This is a genomic window from Asticcacaulis aquihabitans (assembly GCF_032490435.1).
GTDB lineage: Bacteria > Pseudomonadota > Alphaproteobacteria > Caulobacterales > Caulobacteraceae > Asticcacaulis.
The window spans coordinates 298,699-317,853 of the sequence record NZ_JAVGWM010000001.1 but is presented as its reverse complement, the minus strand read 5'-3'; the positions used below and the strand labels follow the sequence as shown (position 1 = coordinate 317,853).

The following is a 19,155-nucleotide window of genomic DNA, read 5'->3' as shown; positions in this document are numbered from 1 at the left end:
TGTGAATGGTGGACATGATTCTGGAAACTGGAGATCTGAGGCCGATTTTAGCGGACATCTTTGAAATTGGAAGGTGATGTTCCCAATGTGGTTAAGTTAAGGCGGAAGAATATCGACGATGACGGTTTGCCGTTCAGGCGTGTCAATTGGGAGTCATTTCGTTGATAAACCAGTTCGAACCAGGAGCAGTCATCGCGATAGATCAGACTGACGGTTGAGCGGCGCCAGGTATTAGCGACCAGATCGCGGTCGAGACGCGCCGATACCCCCCAGTTCTGCGTGAAGAAGTGGCGCGCATAGAGCTGCATATTGCGATAATTGTCGCCAAACCGTTGCAGTTTGCCGTTCACGACGATGGGCGTTACCAAGGCATCACTGAAAATATAGCGCAGGGTGCCGGTGGTATTGGCCCGCGCCGCGCTTAACCCGACTTCCCCCTGACTCAGACGGGAGGTCTCGCCATCGAGACGCAACCGGGTGTAGCCATAAATGCCATAAGGGGATTTGAAACTGGCATTGGCGATCCAATCCGAGTTTTTCCGTCCCAATCCGGAGGGATCATAGGTGTAGGTTGCACCATTGATAACAACAGTTTTGAGAAACTGGGTCTCGTCCTGATCCCGCAGTACGCGCCCGATCAAGCCATCGGCTTCCCAGCCGGACTTGAATTTCAGTTCAGTTTGCAATCCCAGATTCAAACGGCTGCCGGATTCATAGATGTCGAAGCCTGGCGACTTGTTGACCGTAAACAGAGTCGTTTCGTCGAATTCCAACGACTGGCTGTCTTCGGTCGGGAGATATGGATTGGCTTGGTTTCTCGGGGACACAGCCAATTGGGCGATGGGTTCAATCACGACAGTGAAGGTATCGAACTTACGGAACAGCGGATAGCTGAGGTTGACCCCGGCGGTGCCAAGGCCGCGCGACACTTCGCCGGACGTCTTGGCAGCGTCAAGATCGGTCACCTTATAATAATCGCCACGCAGATCGATGAACGGTCCCCACTTAAGACCTGCCCTGGTCGTCATATCTCCGTACCAGGCCAGGCCGGCGCTGGCGCGGGTCGTGTCATAGCCAGTGACACCATCGGACAAGGCGGGGGCGCCAATATCGCGGGCGGTGAGACCACTAATATTGGTAGACAGCTCTTTGTGGAAGATGCCGATGCCGCTCAACGAAGCGGTGAATTGCCCGCCTAAGAAACGAGACCGCGGCGACCAATAGGCTTCGATTTGCGGCGCGATCGTTGGATAGAAATCCGAATTTGTCGCGTAGGGCTGGGTAAGGCGTTGGGTGCCTGTCGTATTGGTCGGATCATAGTCTAGCCAGCCCGCGGTTTGCAGGCTTTGGAAGCTAGCCATGGTGATGGCAAAGTACGCATTCGACACTTGCCGTGTTACATTAAACTGATTGATAAGTTGTCGTGTATCGACCGTCAGCCCGCCTTTTTCGTCGAAGGCGCCGTCAATATTGTAACGTTCAAAGAAGTTCGCGTAGGTGCCGCCACGGGGCAGGGACAGGGTGCCGTTGTTGTACAGTCCAGATGGGAAGCGATCCCGGACATGTTGCGCCGTGAAGCTCCAACGCCAGTCGGGATTAATCTTGAAGGCACCGTCCGCAAGTATATAGCCACGGGTGTCGGAATGGCCGTACTTCTCACCAGAATTATCGAAAAATTTGTCGTCTGTTACGCCCAGGCGAACATCCAGCAGGCCAGAATAAAATTGGCGCTGGTATTCCATATTGAGGAGGGGATTGACCTCCGTATTTAACTGCGGACTGATGAGCAGGTAGGAATAAGGCGATATCGACCACAGATAGGGTTGTTCATACGAAAACCCGCGTTTTTTACTTAAGCCTATTTTAGGGGGCAGGAATCCAGAGGCACGATCGAGTTCTGGGTCCGGAGTCCACAGGTAGGGCGAATAGAGAACCGGAACGCCCTTTATTTTCACCGTCGCGTTATTGTAGAAGACCATCTTCTTGTCTTTACGCTGGGTGATCTGGCCTGCTTCAATCGACCAGGTCGGCGATTGGGTTTCACCGTGTTTTACGCAGAGGGCGCAAGGCGTGTAGATGACACTTGTCAGTCGGTTGACGTCCGGGCTGATCTGCTCAAGCCTGCGCGCGAACACTTTTGCATTGTTCTTGCCGACAGAAGCAAAGTTTTCGCTGTAACCAGCCTGTTGATTGTCGTCATAGCGAATTTTATCGGCATACTGAATGCTGCCATCATCGCCGATCGTCTGCGTGTGACCGGTCGCCGTCGTAACGCCCGTGTCAGAATTGGATGTAATTTGATCGGCACGAATGGTGCGGCCATTCTGACGCAGTTCGGCATTGCCCTGGGCTGTGACCAGACCGTCTTCACTGGTCGTCACGGTATCGGCTTCGACATAGGACTGATCGCGCACTAGGCCGTCTGTGCCAGGCACCGTTTCAGATCGTACAGAGGAGTCGTTAGGAACAGACGTATTAGGGCTCGGCAAGCTCACGCTGTTTTTCGCTGCGCTCGACGATGCAGCCTGCGCCATCGCCAGTTCAAACGCCATCTGCGTCCCGGTCACGCCCGTGCCGGACGGTGTCGCCGGAGCGGACTCCGTTTGCGCCACGGCATGGCCGCCGCTTCCGACGCCCATGGCCATCAGGGACACCAGTCCCGCCCCCAGCTTGAGAGAATAGCGCTTCTTCATGCGTTACAGCTTAAGTCCCGTAGCAAAACAACAGTTCGGAATGCCGCGGAACCGTCCGCGCAATTCGTATAGCATAGAAAATGGCGAAGCGAATCACCAGTGAGACCAGCCTACCTTTTTTAGCCGTCCTCTGTGTAAACGATCAGGGTCATGGCCGCGAGCATGGCCAAAACGGGTGGCGACCAACCCGCCAGAAAGATCGGAATAACGCCGGCCTTACCCATGGACGAGAATAGCTGATTTACGAAAAAGATGACGAAACCAAGGCTGATGCCGGAAATGATCAGGCCAGTGAGCCCGCCAAGTCGCATGAGGCGCAGAGAAAACACCGCGCCCAATGCAGTCATCGCGGCGAACATCAACGGCGTCGACAGGAGCTGATGCAGCTTCAACTCGTACATGGCGGTCGAAAAACCGGAAATCTTGTTCTGGTATATGAGGCCCGGCAAACGCCAAAACGGCACAGCCTGGGTCGACGCATACTTACGGAAGGCCTTTTGCGGATCGAGGTTGGACGGAATGCCAAGTAAATCGTAAGGCGGGACGGCCGGACCGGACACAGTGGCCTCGCGCGCATTCTTCAATGTCCAACCGCCCAGCGCCAAGGTCGCTTCCTGAGCGTCGATCCGTTTGCGGAAAACCGGCGTCTGTTTGGCGTCGATATCGTATATCCAGAAGGTCACGCCCAGGAGATGTCCGGGAGGCCCTTCCTGGCGTTCGGCGCGGATAACGACCTGCTGCTGTCCGTCTCCCTGACGCAGATAGATTGCCCCGCTGTGCTTGTCCGGAGTCGTATCAGCAGCGTTCAACTGGTTGATCGATTTGTCGTAGGTGTCGCTGAGATTCGATGCGACCGGGTTGAGAACGCCGATCGTCAAAAGTCCGAAGGCGAAGGCGAGGATACTGGCCGGCAATACGAAGCGCCAGGCCGAAACGCCAGCCGCACGCATGGCTATGAGTTCACTGCGGCGGTTCAGGTTGACGAAGGCGAAAAGAGAGCCAAACAAAAACGCAAAGGGCAGCAGGATAAGGATAGAGCCCGGAGACTTTTCCAGCATCAAACCAATGATGGACAGGCCGGAAACATCATCTTTCGACCCCAAGGACTTCGAGATTCCAACATACTCAATTAGGAAAATCAGGCTCGAAACAACCATGACCGCCGACAGGAAGGCGGACACACAGGTTTGCAGGATATAGGTTTCCAGGCGGCTTTTGCGCCAGGGATTCAGGTAGGTAAGGTAGCCAACGAGAGGAAGGTTGCTGATCCAGTTCATGTCTGCCTCGCTTACAATGGCTGCAAGGCGTTGCGGTCGCGCCGGATCGCCTGATGGACGCGGCCCGTCGTGCCGTCATGTTTGCGGATAAGGTGCAGGCACACGAAGATCGGGATCATCGGTACAATATATTGCAACAGGTTGAGCACCCATGCTGAGGCAGAGGCGGTTTCCACCACGACGCCGAAAATGCGGATCGTCAGGGCAACGACGGCCGCGACGCCGATGCGTTGTGCGTAACCGTTGCGGCTAAAACGTCCGCCAAGCACGCTAACTATGGCGAGTAGCACGAAGGCGAGATTGTAGAGCGGGTTGGCCAGGCGCGCATTGGCTTCGGCCACATACTTGCCCTGAATGGACTTTTCGTAGGCGTAGGCGACGGGGAAGAGCAACTCGTGCATGTAGCGATCCCCTTCTTTGAATTGCAGGTAATCGTCGCTGGCGAAATAGGACGTGATATCGAAACTGGCCTGGTCCCAGGTCTGGTGTTCGATGACACCCTTTTCCGTCAATTGTTGATTGGAGCCGTTGCGCATGACGAGGACTGAACTGCCGTCCACCTTGACGATACGACCTTCGCGTGCGGCAAAGGTGCGATCGCGACCACCGGCCTCGTCTGTACGGATGAATAGCTGGCGCAGCAATCCATTTTGATCGATACGTTGTACGTAGATGGTCAGGCCGGTCGGGGAGGTGGCAAAATCCCCTTCCTTGACGAGGCTGGACAACAGGTCGTTCTTCACATCGAACAGTTCCTGACGCATGGCACGATTGGTCAGGGGCTGAATGAACAGGTTCACCATCAGGCTGATCAGCGTCAGATATATGCCGATGCGCAAAATTGGGTAGGCAATCCGCATCAACGACATGCCGCTGGCATAGGCAGCGGTAAACTCGTGCTCGCCCTGCATCCGCGTCAGGGCGACCAGTGTGCCGACGAACAGGGCAATAGGAAATATCAGCCCCGCCAGTTGCGGCATGGACAGCAGGGTAATTTTGATGAAAACCCACGCGCTTTGGCCGCGTTCGACGACAAGGTCGAATTGCGTCAAGGATTGGCTTAGCAAGGCAATCGCCGTAAGGGCCGCCACAGCCCCGCCGATCGGCAGGATCAGCTGGCGAAATATGTAGCGATCGAGTGTGCGCATGCTTAAGTCTGATCCATCAGGCAGCCGGATTTCGGATTTCTTTTGACCGCTTACGCGGTTAATTACAAGCGCTTGTTATGCCTGGACCGCAGCCCTGCACGAAAAATGTGAACAGATCCGTACAGTTCAGCGCGACAACGCCTTGTCAGGTCACAAAAAAGTTGCAGAAAACACTTCTGTCGTGCCCTAAAAAGGGGCATAGGTCTGGAAAATACCGCCCGCGGACGGTCGTATCGACTCGGAGATTTCCATGCCTCAGCCCATTATTCAGCTTGCCAACACTGCCGCCCCCAAAACCTGCCTGGCGGTCATTCTGGGTGAAAATGAAGCGCCGAGTCCCGGCTTCGCAAAATTTGACTCTGCGGTAGCGGACGAAATCAAGTCGGTCCTGACCTTGATGGCCTTCAAGGGCGCGCGCGGTAAGGTACAAATGGTCAGCCGCCCCGCAAGCGTCAATTTTGCTGCTCTGGCCGTCGTCGGCGCTGGCGACATCGCCAAGCTGGACGCCGCAGCGATGGAGACGGTCGCGGCCAGCCTTTATCATGCGGTCAAGGCGTCGGGCTTTGATGGGCTTAGCCTGGACCTGACAGGATATGGGCCGGAACTGGTGGCGCATGGCCTGCTAGCCTTGCATCTCGCCGCCTACCGCTTCGATAAGTACTTTGGTCAGGCCAAGCTGGATAAGGCGCCCAGTCTAAAAGCGATCACCGTTGTCTGCGACGACGTCGCCGCGGCCGAAGAGGCTTTCAAACCTTTGGCAGCCCTTCGCGACGGCATTCTGTTCGCCCGCGACCTCGTGTCGGAGCCGGCCAATGTGCTTTATCCGCAATCCTATGCCGATCGGCTGAAGGGCCTCGAAAGCATTGGCTTGCAAGTTGAAGTTCTGGGCATCGCCGAGATGGAAAAGCTGGGGATGCATTCCCTGCTTGGCGTAGGTCAGGGGTCTTCGCGGGAATCGAAGCTGGTCGTGATGCAGTGGAAGGGAGCGGGCGACGCCCAGCCCGTCGCTTTTGTTGGCAAGGGTGTGACCTTCGATACCGGCGGCATTTCGATCAAGCCGGCGGAAGGCATGGAAGACATGAAGTGGGACATGGGCGGATCGGCGGCGGTCGTCGGCACCATGATTGCGCTTGCGTCCCGTGGCGCAAAGGTCAATGCGGTCGGTATCGTCGGACTGGTGGAAAACATGCCCGATGGCAATGCCCAACGTCCGGGCGATGTCGTCAAAGCCATGTCAGGCACCACGATCGAAGTCATCAATACCGACGCGGAAGGCCGGCTCGTCCTGGCAGACGCCCTGTGGTATTGTCAGGACCGCTTCAAGCCGCAATTCATGATCGATCTGGCCACGCTGACAGGCGCCATGATCATAGCGCTGGGCATGGATTATGCCGGTGTTTTCAGCAATAACGACGAATTGGCTGAGAAAATTGGTGAAGCTTCAAAAGCTGCATCCGAAAACACCTGGCGCATGCCGCTTCCGCCGCAGTACGAAAAGCAGATCGATTCCAAGATCGCCGACATTCGCAACATCGGCGGACGCCCGGCAGGCTCGATCACGGCGGCGCTCTTCCTCCAGCGCTTCGTTAACAATGTGCCTTGGGCACATTTGGATATCGCACCAACGGCCTGGACGAACGAACAACGTCTGCCGACGGTCCCTGAAGGCGCCACAGGCTTCGGCGTGCGTACGCTGAATGAACTGGTCGCCAGATATTACGAAAGCTGATGCCGGACATCTGGTTTTATCACCTCGAAAAAACGCCCTTGCCGCAGGTCCTTCCGGATTTGTTGGAGAAGGTCGTGCAAAAAGGCTGGCGCGCCTATGTGCACGGTCATGAGGATGACAAGATTGATGCCTTGAATGCCGAATTGTGGACCTACAATCCCGCTGCCTTTCTGGCCCACGGTAAGGAAGGTGACGAATTGGCGCCGCGTCAGCCAATACTTCTGGGGACGTCGGGCGTGATGGTGAATACACCGGAGGTATATGTATCGGTCTCACCTATCGACATGCCGGATATTGGTGCGACGGAAAGGTGCATGGTTGTCTTTGAAGGCGCGGACACGGATCATTTGGCCTGGGCGCGTTCGCAATGGAAGCGGCTCAAAGGAGACGGTCTGCAACTGGCCTATTGGAAACAGAACGCCCAGGGACGATGGGAGAAAATACAATGAAGCAAGTACTTACGGTAGCTGTGATCATGACATTCGCCTGTGTCGGGCTGGCGTCCTGCTCATCAACGCCGGAACCTCAGCCGCAAACCGAGGTTCAGCCCCCCAGACCCCAGACGCAGACACCGGTACATCGCCCGCCATCACCTCCGGCGCCGTCATCGTCCTACAAGCCGATGGCCGACGACCAATGCGGCGCGACCGCCTTGCAATACCTGGTTGGCAAGCCGCGTACGGAGATTCCGGTGCCACTGAACCCGGGTTCGCGTCGAGTGGTTTGCTCCACATGCATAGTCACGCAAGAGTACCGCGCCGACCGTCAAACCATTGTGTTTAGCTCCGAGACCGGTATCATTCAGTCAGTGAAGTGCGGCTAATTTCTTAACAATTTATCGTGCACTATGCTGTGGATAGCTCGGGGTGATGGTGCTACCCTGAGTTTCACTGCTTGCGAATCGACGGCATCCGGGGTGGACCGTCAAACCCATCGCTATGTCTCCTTTGACGTGTTGATCGAGGCCCGGAAATATATGGAAAAAACGCTGATCGCCGAAGGCCGGCCGGCCGAAATTCTTCTGGTAGACGACAATCGTGGCGATGCCCTTTTGGCGTCTCACGCTTTCAAGGAGGCGAAGGTTGCCAGCAACCTGACGGTGGCATCGACCGGCGAAATTGCTCTGGCCATATTGAATCAAGATGGGGAATATGCCGGTAAACGGCTGCCGGACCTTATCATGCTTGATCTTGGGCTGCCAAAGATGAGCGGCGTCGAGGTCCTCACACAGATCAAGACAGACAAACGTCTTCAGCACATTCCCGTGATTGTGATGTCAAATTCCGGGGCGGGACACAATATCTTAAAAAGCTACCAGCTTTATGCCAATGCCTACGTTGTCAAGCCGGTAGACCTGAACAAGTTTCGAGAAGCTATCGGCCTGATCGAAAAGTTCTTTTTCATGCTGGCTTGTGTTCCGGCACAGGAAATGGACGCCTAAGGGAGGACGCATTATGGAGCCAAAACACATTACTATGTCCGCCCAAGCCGACCCCGCTGAAGAATTCAAGGATTTTGCCTACATTGTGTCGCATGATCTGGCCGGTCCGGTTCGATCAATGGTGGCCTTTTCTCAGTTGCTGAAGGAAAGCCTGCCAACGCCGGAAACACCGGAGGACCAGCTTCATCTCGAACTGATCATTGAGAGTGGCCAGAAGCTGGGCGACATGATCGGTGGGCTGCTTGCGTTTTCACGCCTCAATACGGTACCGCGCAGCCGTGCGCTTGTGGAACTCGAGATCGTGGTTGCGCGCTGCTATATGCAATTGCAAGCGCAACTGGACGCCACAAAGGGACATTTCAATTATCCGCGCATGCCCGAAGTCATGGCCGACTCCCAACAGATGCATACGGTCTTCTTTTCCCTGCTGGACAACGCAATCAAGTTTCGGAAGCCGGATCAGGCGCCGGATATTCGAATCCGTTGCGATAAAGGCAGCGACTTTTGGGAATTTAGCATCTCGGATAACGGCATCGGTATTGATCCGATATTTTATGACGATGTGTTCCGCCCGCTACGCAAGTTGCACACAGATGAGGTTTATCCCGGTGTCGGCATGGGTTTGACCCTGACACGCAAGATCATTCTGGCGCATGGCGGCAATATCTGGCTGGAACCCTCCGAAATGGGCGGACTTAAGGTGAGCTTTAGCCTTCCGCGCTAGGCGGGAGCGCCGAGGCGAATGTTATTAAGGCGCCGGTCCAATGCGACCGGCGCCTTTCTATTGTTTTGTTTTAAACCCCGGCGTCCGCGCGGGCGTTTTCGTAGGTTTCCGCCGCTTCCATCCATTCGGCTTCGAGCATGACCATTTTCTCTTCGAGCTTGGCCTTATCCTTACCCAGGCTGATCGCCTTGGCCGGATCTCTGGCGTACAGGTCGGGATCTCCCAATTTCAGGTCGAGCAACTTTATCTGATTGGATGTTGCCTCGATCTGGCGTTCCAGGTCATCGGCCTTTTTCTTCAGCGGGGCGATGGCGTTACGCGCTGCGGCCGCAGCTTTACGGGCGTCCTTGGAATTTACATTGGCGGGCTTGTCCTTGCCGGCTGCGACCGCTTCCTCTCGTGTCGCTGTCTTGGCGCGCTCGATAACCAGCTTGGCGTAGTCGTCCATGCTGCCGGTATAGGTCTTCACCGTCCCGTCATTGACCAGCCATAGCTTGTCCGCGACCAGTTCGATAAGCGAGCGATCGTGCGTAATAATCAGAACGGCGCCTTCGTAATCATTGAGCGCATCCAGAAGGGCGCGGCGGCTATCGATATCCAAGTGGTTCGTCGGTTCGTCGAGGATCAGCAGGTGCGGCGCTTCCATCGCCACCATATTGAGCAGCAGCCGCGCGCGTTCTCCGCCCGACAGATCCTTTACCTTGGTTTCGACCTTAATCGCGGTCATGCCGAAGGATCCGAGGCGCGACCGACGCCTGGCTTCCGTTTCATCCGGCCGCGCCCGACGGATCATTTCCAGTGGCGTGTCTTCCGGGTCCATGGCTTCGATCTGGTGCTGGTGGAACCAGGCTACGGTCATGCGGCGGTCACGCCATTGCGTGCCATGCGTTTCCTTAAGCGCGCCAGCCAGCAGCTTGGCGAAGGTAGATTTACCGGCACCATTGACGCCCAAAACGCCAATCCGATCATCGGGATCGAGACGGATGTTCATGTGTCGCAGGATAATGCTATCGCCATAGCCTGTACTGGCATCTTCAAGGCGCAGGATGGGCGGAGATAGCTGCTTTTCCGGTGAGGGCAGGATAAAGGGCGCGACGCGGTCTTCTATAGTCGCGGCGATAGGCGGCAGTTTTTCCAGCTTCTTCATACGCGACTGCGCCTGTGCCGCCTTGGACGCCTTGGCGCGGAAGCGGTCTACGAAAGCCTGAAGGTGGGCGCGTTCGGCTTCCTGCTTCACCTGGTTCGCCGCGTTCAGGCGAGCTTTTTCAGCCCGCATACGCTCAAAATTATCATAGCCGCCGGAATAGTAATCCAGGCGCTGACCGACGACGTGGACAATGGCGTCGACCGATTCGTTTAGCAGGTCGCGATCGTGAGAGATCATCAAGGCCGCATTGGGGTAACGCTTCAGACGCGCCTCCAGCCATAGTGCGCCTTCGAGGTCGAGATAGTTGGTCGGTTCGTCAAGCAGCAAAAGATCAGGCTCGGCCAGCAGGGCACCCGCCAGGGCGGCACGCATGCGCCAGCCGCCGGAGAAATCCGATATCGGTCGCGTCAGGTCAGCATTGGAAAATCCAAGCCCGCTCAGGATTTCCGCCGCCTTGGCAGGGGCACGATCCGCGCCGATAGCATAGAGGTCATGATGGATTTCCGCCTGATGCATCGGGTCGGCGGTTTCCAGGGCCCGCAGCAGGTCGCGGCGACGGACGTCGAGGTCTAGAACTTCATCAATCAGATGCTTAGGCGAGGCGGCGATTTCCTGATCGACCGATGCGATGCGCCAAGCCTTCGGCGTGGTAATTTCGCCACCGCCCGGCTGGGCCTGGCCCAGGATCAACTTAAACAGGGTCGACTTGCCGACGCCATTGAGGCCCACCAGTCCCGCCTTGGTGCCGGGCGTCAGGGTCAGCGTCGCGCCGTCGAAAAAGCGACGCCCGTAGGCGTCGTAGACCAGGTTGGTAATCTGCAGCATATGACTTAAAAACTTTAGAAATTTACGGGTTGGCTTACGCCTTGGGTGTCGCTATAAGCCAGCCCAACCCAAATACCAACATAAAATGGATTTCCTATGTCCCGTACTTTCTCGATCATTAAGCCGGACGCGACCCGCCGCAACCTGACCGGCGCGATCAACGCCGTTATCGAAGCGGCTGGCCTGCGCATCGTCGCTCAGCGCCGTGTAAAGCTGACCCAGGCGCAAGCCGAAACCTTCTACGGCGTCCACAAAGAGCGTCCGTTCTTCGGTGAACTGGTTGGCCAGATGACTGCCGAGCCGGTCGTCGTGCAGGTTCTGGAAGCCGACAATGCCGTGCCGAAGTATCGCGAAGTGATGGGCGCCACCAACCCGGAACAAGCCGCGGAAGGCACCATCCGCAAGCTGTTCGCTCTGTCGATCGGTGAAAACTCGGTCCACGGTTCGGACTCGGATGAGAACGCCGCGATTGAAATCGCCCAGTTCTTCACGGAAGATCAAATCGTCGGCTAATTGCCGCTACGGTACAGACATCGAAAACGCCGGGGCTTTCACCCCGGCGTTTTTTTTATGGATCAGCGTCTAGGTTTTCGTCAGAACCGTCCGGACCGCCTGAGCATACAGGCGGTGCTCCTCGGCCAACACCCGAGCCGCCAGCATGTCGGCTGTATCTCCGGCCAAAACGGGCACACGAGCCTGGGCGATAATATCGCCTTCATCAACGCCGGGCGACACCCAATGCACAGTGGCGCCGTGTTCTGTCACACCCGCTTCAAGGGCGCGCTCATGCGTATGCAAGCCTTTGAAATCCGGTAGGAGGGCAGGGTGGATGTTGATCATCTTGCCTTGCCACTGCGTCACCAGCCAAGGCGTTAGCACGCGCATGTAGCCCGCCAGACAAATAAATTCGACGCCTGCGCCACGCAGTTCGGCATCGATCAGACGCTCGTGCGCCTCACGATCCTTGCCGAACATCTTATGATCCAAGGCAAACGTCCTAATGCCATGGGCGGCCGCCCATTCCAGGCCGGCGGCGGTAGGATCGTTGGAGACGACCAGAACGAATTCTGCCGGAAAGTCGGGCGCCTTGGCCGCCTCTACCAACGCCATCATGTTCGAGCCGCGGCCGGAAATGAATATGGCGGCTTTGGTCTTTTGCATTATTTTGCCGCCAGTTGACCGCAGATAAAGGCATCTTCGCCGGCATTGAGCAGGGCCGCCAGGACGGCGTCTGCGTCCTTAGGTGACACATAAAGGACGAAGCCGACACCACAATTGAAGGTACGCAGCATTTCGTGCTTGGCGATATTGCCGGTGTCCATCAACCATTGGAACACGGGGGGGAATTCCCAGCCGTCAAAATCGAACTGTGCCGTCAGCCCGTCGCGCACCGCCCGATCGGGATTTTCAATCAGGCCGCCGCCGGTGATATGGGCGCCGCCCTTTATCAGGCCCGCCTTCATCAGGGGCAACACGGACTTGATATATATCCGCGTGGGCTCAAGCAGGGCCTGCGCCAGGGACAGGCCCTTGGCAAACGGCGCATCGGACGACCAGGACAGGCCAGCCACCTCGATCACCTTACGGATCAGCGAGTAGCCGTTGGAATGCGGTCCCGAAGACGCCAGACCGATGATGACGTCGCCTTCGCGCTGATCGTCCAGGCGCGGCAGCACCTTATTACGGTCGACGGCGCCAACGCTGAAACCCGCCAGGTCGTAATCATCGCTGCCGTACATGCCCGGCATTTCAGCCGTTTCACCGCCAACAAGCGCGCATCCCGCGCGCTTGCACCCTTCGGCAATACCCGCGACAACGCGCTTGGCTGTATCCACATCCAGCTTGGACGTGGCGTAGTAGTCGAGGAACATCAGGGGTTCCGCACCCTGGGCCAGAAGGTCGTTGACACACATGGCGACCAGATCGATCCCGACCGTATCGTGCCGGTGCGTTTCGATGGCGATTTTGAGCTTGGTGCCGACGCCATCGGTCGTGGTCACGATAAGCGGATCGTCATAACCGGCGGCGCGCAGGTCAAAGAGGGCGCCAAAGCCGCCGAGACTGGCTTCCGCTCCCGGACGGCGCGTCGCCTTGGCCAATGGCTTGATCGCATCGACCAGGGCTTCGCCAGCGTCGATATCGACTCCGGACTGTGCGTATGTTAGGCCAGTTTTTGCGCCAGGTTCGGACATAAAATAATTCCTGTAATCACTTAGGGCTATTTCCGGCCCGTTTCGGTTTGCTATAACTACAAAATGACACCAATTACAAATACCAAAGACCTGATCGCCTTTTGTGATGCGATAAAATCCGCGCCATTTATTACGGTTGACACCGAATTCATGCGTGAGACCACCTACTGGCCGAAGTTGTGCCTGATCCAGGCCGCCAGCGAGGATCAGGCCGCGATCATTGATCCGTTGGCCAAGGATTTGGATTTAAAGCCCTTTCTCGAGGTATTGGCGGACGAAAAAGTTTTGAAAGTCTTTCATGCCTGTCGCCAGGACATGGAAATTTTTGTCAATCTCGGTGTCATGCCCAAGCCGATCTTCGACACACAGGTTGCCGCCATGGCCGCTGGCTACGGGGATCAGGTCGCCTATGATTCGCTGGTGCGCCAGAAATTGAAGATCGATATCGACAAAGGATCACGCTTCACCGATTGGGCCCGTCGCCCCCTGAGCGACCAGCAATTGAGCTATGCCCTTGGCGATGTCACCCACCTGGCTAAGGTCTATCCCAAACTGCGCGATCGCTTGGCGCGCGAAGGCCGGCTGGAATGGGTGTCGGAAGAAATGAAGGCCCTGACCGCCGAGTCCCTTTATTCCACCAGCCCGGAAGAGGCGTGGCGACGGCTCAAGCCACGCAAGAACGCCATCAAATACATGGCAGTTTTCGCGCAGGTCGCGGCTTGGCGCGAACGGATGGCGCAGGAGCGCGACATGCCGCGGGGCCGGATACTTAAAGACGAGGGCATAGACGAGATCGCTACTCAAATGCCGACCGATCCCGGGGCTTTCGATCATCTGCGATCAACGTCCAAAGGATTCGGCGCGTCGAAATTCGGTCTCGATTTGGCGGAAATCATCCGCAATGTATTGAAAAACCCGGAAGCCTTCGCGCCCAAGGTCGAAAAGTCAGCGCCGCCCGTCCAGGTGCCGGCATCGGTCGTCGAACTGTTGAAGGTGCTTCTGCGCATCCGCTGCGAAGAGGAGGGCGTCGCGCCCAAACTCATAGCTACGGTCGCCGACCTGGAAAAGATCGCCCTGGATGACAAGGCGAAGGTGCCGGCTCTGGAAGGCTGGCGCAAATCTGTGTTCGGCGACGACGCCCTGCGCCTCAAGCGCGGCGAACTGGCCCTGGTGTTAAACGGTACCAAGGTCGAGGTTGTTGAACTGGATTAAAAGCGTATTCCGACGGGATCCCACGGTTCAGAAAGCGCTTTAATAGGTAATAATATTCAGATTGAGTTTCAGCGCCTGAGCCAAGGCGCGGGCTCGGCGCCGCGTCTGCTCGCCGAGCAACAAATCTTCCCAGCCCGACTTCGCACTCAGGATCAGGTGCAGGTCCTGTTGGCGAAGATGCGCGTGACTAAGCAGTTTCGCAGACTTTGCCGACAGATCGCACCCCAAGCGCAGCAACAATCCCAGCTGTGTGGCCTGCTGCAACATATCTTCGCCCAGGATGCGGCTGACCAGTATGGGTTCTTTCGTATACGGATCGCCGCTATACCGCGTATAGGTCGCACAGGCTAGGAACACACGTTCCTGATGGTTCTGACCCGCGATGGGCGCGCGCAGGACCTGGTCGCAGGCAAGGTCTGCTCGATGATCCGGGTGGAGGCGCGCACCGATATCCGACAATTGCGCAGCGGCGCGGATCAGTTTTTGCGATGGCCGCTCGATCACAAACGTATTGACGCTGTCGTAAAACTCATTGGCCCAGTTTGCCAGGTTTGGACCGAGATCGTCATTTATTCCCAGGCGATGTCCGAGCGCCGCGCAGCCGGCGATCAGCGGATCTTCCTGCTGCAATGAAGCGTCGAATTCATCGAACAACAGGCCTTCCCGCAGGCCATAGGCCGAGAAGCACAAGGTATCAAATTTGAGGATCTCGATAAGCCCTTGCAACACCAAGGCGGCATACGAAATATTCTCCAACCGACGCTTCGACACACCGGGAATTTTTTCCAGTGAGGACGGAGACTGGCTGGCGATCAAACGCGATATAGACAGGGCCTCGCGCGCGGGCAGTTCAAATTGCTGAATGACGTGCAGCGGATAATTTTGCTTCTGCATCCATATCAGCGCCAAATTGCGCCAGGCGCCACCAACGGCATGAAATTGCGCATTGTGGAAGCGGCCTTCAAGCGGTGCCAAATGGCTTTTGATAAGGTCGTAAGTCTTGTCCGCCTCTATAGGTTTGGGCGCTCCCAGCGCGAACGGTCCAAGCGGAAGGGTAATGCCCTGGCCCAAGGCCTCTCCCTCAAGGTGGATGAGCTCAAGGCTCGAGCCGCCCAGATCACCGACGACGCCACGCGCATCGGCGTGCCCGCAACGCACGCCCTGGGCGGAATAGTAGGCTTCTTCGGCACCGGTTAGCACGCGAATCTGGAAACCGGTCTGGCGCTGCACTTCAGCGACAAATTCCGGACCATCGTTCGCTTCGCGAATGGCGGCGGTGGCTACGACGTGAACGCCGTTAAGATCGTAGGATTCCAGGATGGCCTTGAACCGGCGTAGCGCGATAAGACTTTCCCGCATCCCACCCTTGTGCAAGGCATTGGTGTTTTTTAGGTCTCGCCCCAGTCCCGCCAGGACCTTTTCGTTGAAAACGGGCCATATGGACCGACCTTCGACGCGGTAAATGACCAGACGAACGGAATTCGAGCCGATATCGATGACAGCGGTATTATAATTCAAACTCATCCGTTCCCGATGCAAAAGACAGCCATCCGCTAACGCGTTTGGCCGCCTTTGACCAGTCCTATATTGTATTGATCACAACGACTTGCGCCACGCCTACTTACGGGCGCCGACATGGTCGAATGCCTGAGGCAGGTCCTTGACGCCGCGACCGCGCCCCGAAAGGGAGGGATAGGTCATGAAATAGTCATGGGCCGAGAACGGTTTATCGAGGTGGCTGACATCCAGGCGATTGTAGGTGCCGTTCGATTGCAGCGACCAAGTCTGGGCTTCGTCGTTCAGGTTGGCCACCATGATCTGGTCCAAAACCTGGCGATGAACCGTGGGGTTTTCGACCGGAATCATGACTTCGACGCGGCGATCGAGATTGCGGCTCATCCAGTCGGCGGACGAAATAAATACGCGCGCCTGATCGGACGGCAAGGCGTGGCCATTGGCGAAACAAACGACGCGGGAATGTTCCAGGAAGCGTCCAACGATAGACTTGACCCGAATGGTCTCCGACACTCCGGGAACACCAGGCCGCAGACAGCAGATGCCGCGGATAATCAGGTCAATTTGGACGCCGGCTTGGCTGGCCTGATAGAGCTTTTTGATAATCGCCGGATCGACCAGTGCGTTCAACTTGGCCCATATCTGCGCCGGCTTACCCGCCTTTGCGTTTATAATTTCTTGGTCAATCAGGTGAATAAGGCCGGGCTTCAAGGTAACGGGTGAGAAGTAAAGCTTTTCCATCATCTCAGGGCGTGCATAGCCGGTGATGAAATTAAACACGCGCATGGCGTCACGACCCAACTCCGGATTGGCCGTAAAGAGCGAGAGGTCGGTGTAGATCTTTGCGGTGATCGGATGGTAGTTGCCGGTACCAAAGTGACAGTAGGTCCGCAACGACTCCCCTTCGCGCCGAACAACGACCGACAGCTTGGCGTGGGTCTTGTATTCCACGAACCCATAGACGACGTGGACACCGGCGCGCTCCATGGCCCGCGCCCAGCGCAGGTTTGCCTCTTCGTCAAAGCGCGCCTTGATCTCGACCAGGGCGGTGACATTCTTGCCCTGCTCGGCGGCCTCAATCAAAGCGGCGACGATGGGGGAATCCTTGGACGTGCGGTACAGGGTCTGCTTGATCGCGATAACGTCCGGATCGCGCGCTGCCTGGCGCAGGAACTGAACGACGGCGTCAAAGCTTTCGAACGGGTGGTGGACAAGAATATCCTTTTCCCGGATAGCGCCAAAAACATCGCCGCCATTGTCGCGGATGCGTTCGGGGAAACGCGGCTCAAATGGCTTAAACTTCAGGTCATTGCGGTCGCGTGGAATCAATTGCGACACCTCAGCCATACCCAGAATGCCGGTAATATTTACGACGTCTTCGGGTTTGGCATGCAGATGGCCGATAATGAAGGCGCGCAGGTCATCCGGCATGGTCGAATCAATTTCGACACGGACCACGGAGCCCAGGCGACGTTGCTTGATGAGCGCTTCGAATTCGCGCACCAAGTCTTCGGCTTCTTCCTCCATTTCGATATCTGAATCACGCAGAATGCGAAACAGGCCGCGCGAGACGATATCGAACCCTGGGAACAGCTGGTGCAGGAAGAGAGAAACGAAGTTTTCCAGGCTGATGAACTTACGCCGCGTATCGCCAGGCTTGCGGGCGGTGGATTCAATCTCCCAGAACCGCTTGACGCCGGTGGGGATCGGTACCAGCGCGTACATTGTCTTGTTGTCCTTGCGCCGCAGCAGTTTGAGGACGATGGAGAAGCCTAGGTTGGGGATAAACGGGAAAGGGTGCGCCGGATCGATGGCCAGTGGCGTCAGGACGGGAAACAGCTGATTATCGTACAGCTTCTCCAACCAAGCCATGTCGGTCTTGTTGACATCCTTGGGTGCCAGCAGGATGAGCCCGTGATCGTGCAACTGGTTGCGGATATGCGACCATATCGCCTGCTGCTTGCTCATCAGCTGGCTGGCGGCGGTATTGACCATTTCGAGCTGTTCCGCCGGCGTATGCCCGTCACCGGACAAGACGCGGACGCCTTCGCGCACCTGGCCTTGCAGACCCGCTACGCGCACCATGTAAAATTCGTCGAGGTTATTGGCCGAGATGGAGAGAAAGCGAAGACGTTCCAATAACGGATGGCGCGGATTTTTTGATTCTTCGATAACGCGCTGATTAAAAGCCAACCAGCTCAGTTCACGATTGATATAGAGCGACGGATCGAGGGGGGCATCGGGACTGAAATCGAATTTTGCCGGACCGGTTGCGGGCGCACGGCCGTCTTCCGTCGATGACGGGGTGGATACGGTCTGCAGCCCAATATTCGAATCAATCATCACTTCGCCAATCAAATCAATCTATTTGGCGCGAATCTAGCGCCGATTTCTTAAGAACCATATTAAGGTTACTCCCTTTTTGAACGCCCCTACACGTCGGCGTCGAACAAATCGGAATTTTGCTCAAAAAAGGATTTTGCCAATGCCCGGTTGAACGGACGTCCGTTGGCATAATGCTCAAGTTCTGTGACAATTTTTTGTGCCGCCGAAACCGACCGGTCCATACGCCGCGCAATATAGTCGATGAAATCCGGTGACGGGGAAATGGCGCGTTGTGCGAACAGCTTGTTGAGGATGGCAATGAGCAAATCTTCGTCCGGTTCGGGCAAGGTCATGATGCGCATGGCGTTCAGTCGCGACGCCAAATCCGGGAGGTGGACATCCCAGGCAATGGGCTGATTTTCCGTAAGGAGAACAAGCTGTTTTGCCGTTTTTTGGACGTGATTACACAGGTGAAAAAGCGCTTCTTCAGATGCATTTTCCGCATCGTCCACGACGTAGGTGACGTTTTCAAGGGTGCCGTGATCGAGCGCATAGGTATCGTCAGCCGTCAAAAACCGGCCCTGGGAGGTCTCCGCAAAGATATGACCAAGATGCGTTTTGCCGCTGCCTTCGGGTCCGAGCAAAATGAGATGCGGGCTCAACCATTGATCACGATGCAGCAGCACGCCCATCAGCGCCGCCAGTTCCGTGGTGGCGATGAAGTTGTCGCGGCTGAAGCGGTCAGCAGCTTCGAGGTCTAGCGGCAATTGTGTGGACATGGATACAATGTAGAAGCCCCGGCCGGCGATGACAATGACCGTGTGGTGGATAAGAGGGTCAGATTGTGAGTAAATTCAAGGGCGCGCCCAATCCGCCAAACGGCAAAAGGCTTGACAACTAATCCGCATCATGTGCCTTGGGGCGCAA

At 56.6% G+C, this 19,155-nt stretch carries 16 protein-coding genes; 7 read left to right on the top strand and 9 right to left on the bottom strand.

Translation table 11 applies throughout. The annotated features are described in order from the left end of the window. Window positions 1-47 precede the first annotated feature (47 nt). The 3 genes from RCJ00_RS01505 to RCJ00_RS01495 all read right to left on the bottom strand — a co-directional run bounded on the left by RCJ00_RS01505 (window position 48) and on the right by RCJ00_RS01495 (window position 5,118). Window positions 48-2,693, bottom strand: coding sequence for an LPS-assembly protein LptD (locus RCJ00_RS01505; RefSeq protein ID WP_316219826.1), 2,646 nt, complete (start codon window positions 2,691-2,693; stop codon window positions 48-50). Window positions 2,694-2,812: 119 nt separating this feature from the next. Next, window positions 2,813-3,970: an LptF/LptG family permease gene (locus RCJ00_RS01500; RefSeq protein WP_316219825.1), complete on the bottom strand. Its 1,158-nt coding sequence runs from the start codon at window positions 3,968-3,970 to the stop codon at window positions 2,813-2,815. Between the two features lie 11 nt (window positions 3,971-3,981). Further along, window positions 3,982-5,118: an LptF/LptG family permease gene (locus RCJ00_RS01495; protein ID WP_316219823.1), complete on the bottom strand. Its 1,137-nt coding sequence runs from the start codon at window positions 5,116-5,118 to the stop codon at window positions 3,982-3,984. Window positions 5,119-5,368: 250 nt separating this feature from the next. Here RCJ00_RS01495 and RCJ00_RS01490 point away from each other — a divergent pair, with 250 nt between their 5' ends. The 5 genes from RCJ00_RS01490 to RCJ00_RS01470 all read left to right on the top strand — a co-directional run bounded on the left by RCJ00_RS01490 (window position 5,369) and on the right by RCJ00_RS01470 (window position 9,012). Continuing rightward, the gene (locus RCJ00_RS01490) at window positions 5,369-6,847 is read left to right on the top strand and encodes a leucyl aminopeptidase (protein ID WP_316219822.1); all 1,479 of its coding nucleotides are present in this window, start codon (window positions 5,369-5,371) and stop codon (window positions 6,845-6,847) included. Continuing rightward, window positions 6,847-7,296, top strand: a complete 450-nt coding sequence (locus RCJ00_RS01485) for a DNA polymerase III subunit chi (RefSeq protein ID WP_316219821.1) — start codon at window positions 6,847-6,849, stop codon at window positions 7,294-7,296. Before RCJ00_RS01490 ends, RCJ00_RS01485 begins: the two co-directional genes overlap by 1 nt. Next, a complete protein-coding gene (locus RCJ00_RS01480) occupies window positions 7,293-7,670 on the top strand; it encodes a proteinase inhibitor i78 (RefSeq protein WP_316219820.1) in 378 nt (125 codons plus the stop codon). Before RCJ00_RS01485 ends, RCJ00_RS01480 begins: the two co-directional genes overlap by 4 nt. A gap of 93 nt (window positions 7,671-7,763) precedes the next feature. After that, the gene (locus RCJ00_RS01475) at window positions 7,764-8,288 is read left to right on the top strand and encodes a response regulator (protein ID WP_316219819.1); all 525 of its coding nucleotides are present in this window, start codon (window positions 7,764-7,766) and stop codon (window positions 8,286-8,288) included. 34 nt (window positions 8,289-8,322) lie between these two features. After that, the gene (locus RCJ00_RS01470) at window positions 8,323-9,012 is read left to right on the top strand and encodes a sensor histidine kinase (RefSeq protein ID WP_316219818.1); all 690 of its coding nucleotides are present in this window, start codon (window positions 8,323-8,325) and stop codon (window positions 9,010-9,012) included. A 70-nt stretch (window positions 9,013-9,082) separates the two neighbouring features. Here RCJ00_RS01470 and RCJ00_RS01465 read toward each other — a convergent pair whose 3' ends face one another. Continuing rightward, window positions 9,083-10,984 (bottom strand): ABC-F family ATP-binding cassette domain-containing protein, encoded by a 1,902-nt coding sequence (locus tag RCJ00_RS01465; RefSeq protein ID WP_316219817.1) that lies wholly within the window; start codon window positions 10,982-10,984, stop codon window positions 9,083-9,085. Window positions 10,985-11,080: 96 nt separating this feature from the next. On the opposite strand from RCJ00_RS01465, the gene ndk reads away from it, so the two are divergent. Further along, entirely contained in the window at window positions 11,081-11,497 is a 417-nt protein-coding gene (gene ndk / locus RCJ00_RS01460) for a nucleoside-diphosphate kinase (RefSeq protein WP_023457710.1), read from the top strand. A gap of 69 nt (window positions 11,498-11,566) precedes the next feature. On the opposite strand, the gene purN is transcribed toward ndk, so the two are convergent. Next, window positions 11,567-12,145, bottom strand: a complete 579-nt coding sequence (gene purN, locus RCJ00_RS01455; RefSeq protein WP_411267514.1) for a phosphoribosylglycinamide formyltransferase — start codon at window positions 12,143-12,145, stop codon at window positions 11,567-11,569. Beyond that, a complete protein-coding gene (gene purM / locus RCJ00_RS01450) occupies window positions 12,145-13,176 on the bottom strand; it encodes a phosphoribosylformylglycinamidine cyclo-ligase (protein WP_316219816.1) in 1,032 nt (343 codons plus the stop codon). The genes purN and purM overlap by 1 nt, the downstream gene beginning before the upstream one ends. Before the next feature lie 63 nt (window positions 13,177-13,239). Between purM and rnd the strand changes: the two genes are divergently transcribed. Continuing rightward, window positions 13,240-14,388, top strand: a complete 1,149-nt coding sequence (gene rnd / locus RCJ00_RS01445; protein ID WP_316219815.1) for a ribonuclease D — start codon at window positions 13,240-13,242, stop codon at window positions 14,386-14,388. Between the two features lie 39 nt (window positions 14,389-14,427). On the opposite strand, the gene RCJ00_RS01440 is transcribed toward rnd, so the two are convergent. The 3 genes from RCJ00_RS01440 to RCJ00_RS01430 all read right to left on the bottom strand — a co-directional run bounded on the left by RCJ00_RS01440 (window position 14,428) and on the right by RCJ00_RS01430 (window position 19,007). Continuing rightward, on the bottom strand, window positions 14,428-15,912 hold the full coding sequence (locus RCJ00_RS01440; protein ID WP_316219814.1) for a Ppx/GppA phosphatase family protein: 1,485 nt from the start codon (window positions 15,910-15,912) through the stop codon (window positions 14,428-14,430). 93 nt (window positions 15,913-16,005) lie between these two features. After that, window positions 16,006-18,246, bottom strand: coding sequence for an RNA degradosome polyphosphate kinase (locus RCJ00_RS01435; RefSeq protein ID WP_316219813.1), 2,241 nt, complete (start codon window positions 18,244-18,246; stop codon window positions 16,006-16,008). Between the two features lie 89 nt (window positions 18,247-18,335). Then, window positions 18,336-19,007, bottom strand: coding sequence for a P-loop NTPase family protein (locus tag RCJ00_RS01430; protein WP_316219812.1), 672 nt, complete (start codon window positions 19,005-19,007; stop codon window positions 18,336-18,338). Window positions 19,008-19,155: the final 148 nt, after the last annotated feature.

Coding starts and splice junctions, on each gene's coding strand:
- RCJ00_RS01505 (WP_316219826.1), bottom strand. CDS start 2,693: ATGAAGAAGCGCTATTCTCTCAAGCTGGGGGCGGGACTGGTGTCCCTG.
- RCJ00_RS01500 (WP_316219825.1), bottom strand. CDS start 3,970: ATGAACTGGATCAGCAACCTTCCTCTCGTTGGCTACCTTACCTACCTG.
- RCJ00_RS01495 (WP_316219823.1), bottom strand. CDS start 5,118: ATGCGCACACTCGATCGCTACATATTTCGCCAGCTGATCCTGCCGATC.
- RCJ00_RS01490 (WP_316219822.1), top strand. CDS start 5,369: ATGCCTCAGCCCATTATTCAGCTTGCCAACACTGCCGCCCCCAAAACC.
- RCJ00_RS01485 (WP_316219821.1), top strand. CDS start 6,847: ATGCCGGACATCTGGTTTTATCACCTCGAAAAAACGCCCTTGCCGCAG.
- RCJ00_RS01480 (WP_316219820.1), top strand. CDS start 7,293: ATGAAGCAAGTACTTACGGTAGCTGTGATCATGACATTCGCCTGTGTC.
- RCJ00_RS01470 (WP_316219818.1), top strand. CDS start 8,323: ATGTCCGCCCAAGCCGACCCCGCTGAAGAATTCAAGGATTTTGCCTAC.
- RCJ00_RS01465 (WP_316219817.1), bottom strand. CDS start 10,984: ATGCTGCAGATTACCAACCTGGTCTACGACGCCTACGGGCGTCGCTTT.
- ndk (WP_023457710.1), top strand. CDS start 11,081: ATGTCCCGTACTTTCTCGATCATTAAGCCGGACGCGACCCGCCGCAAC.
- purN (WP_411267514.1), bottom strand. CDS start 12,145: ATGCAAAAGACCAAAGCCGCCATATTCATTTCCGGCCGCGGCTCGAAC.
- purM (WP_316219816.1), bottom strand. CDS start 13,176: ATGTCCGAACCTGGCGCAAAAACTGGCCTAACATACGCACAGTCCGGA.
- rnd (WP_316219815.1), top strand. CDS start 13,240: ATGACACCAATTACAAATACCAAAGACCTGATCGCCTTTTGTGATGCG.
- RCJ00_RS01440 (WP_316219814.1), bottom strand. CDS start 15,912: ATGAGTTTGAATTATAATACCGCTGTCATCGATATCGGCTCGAATTCC.
- RCJ00_RS01435 (WP_316219813.1), bottom strand. CDS start 18,246: ATGATTGATTCGAATATTGGGCTGCAGACCGTATCCACCCCGTCATCG.
- RCJ00_RS01430 (WP_316219812.1), bottom strand. CDS start 19,007: ATGTCCACACAATTGCCGCTAGACCTCGAAGCTGCTGACCGCTTCAGC.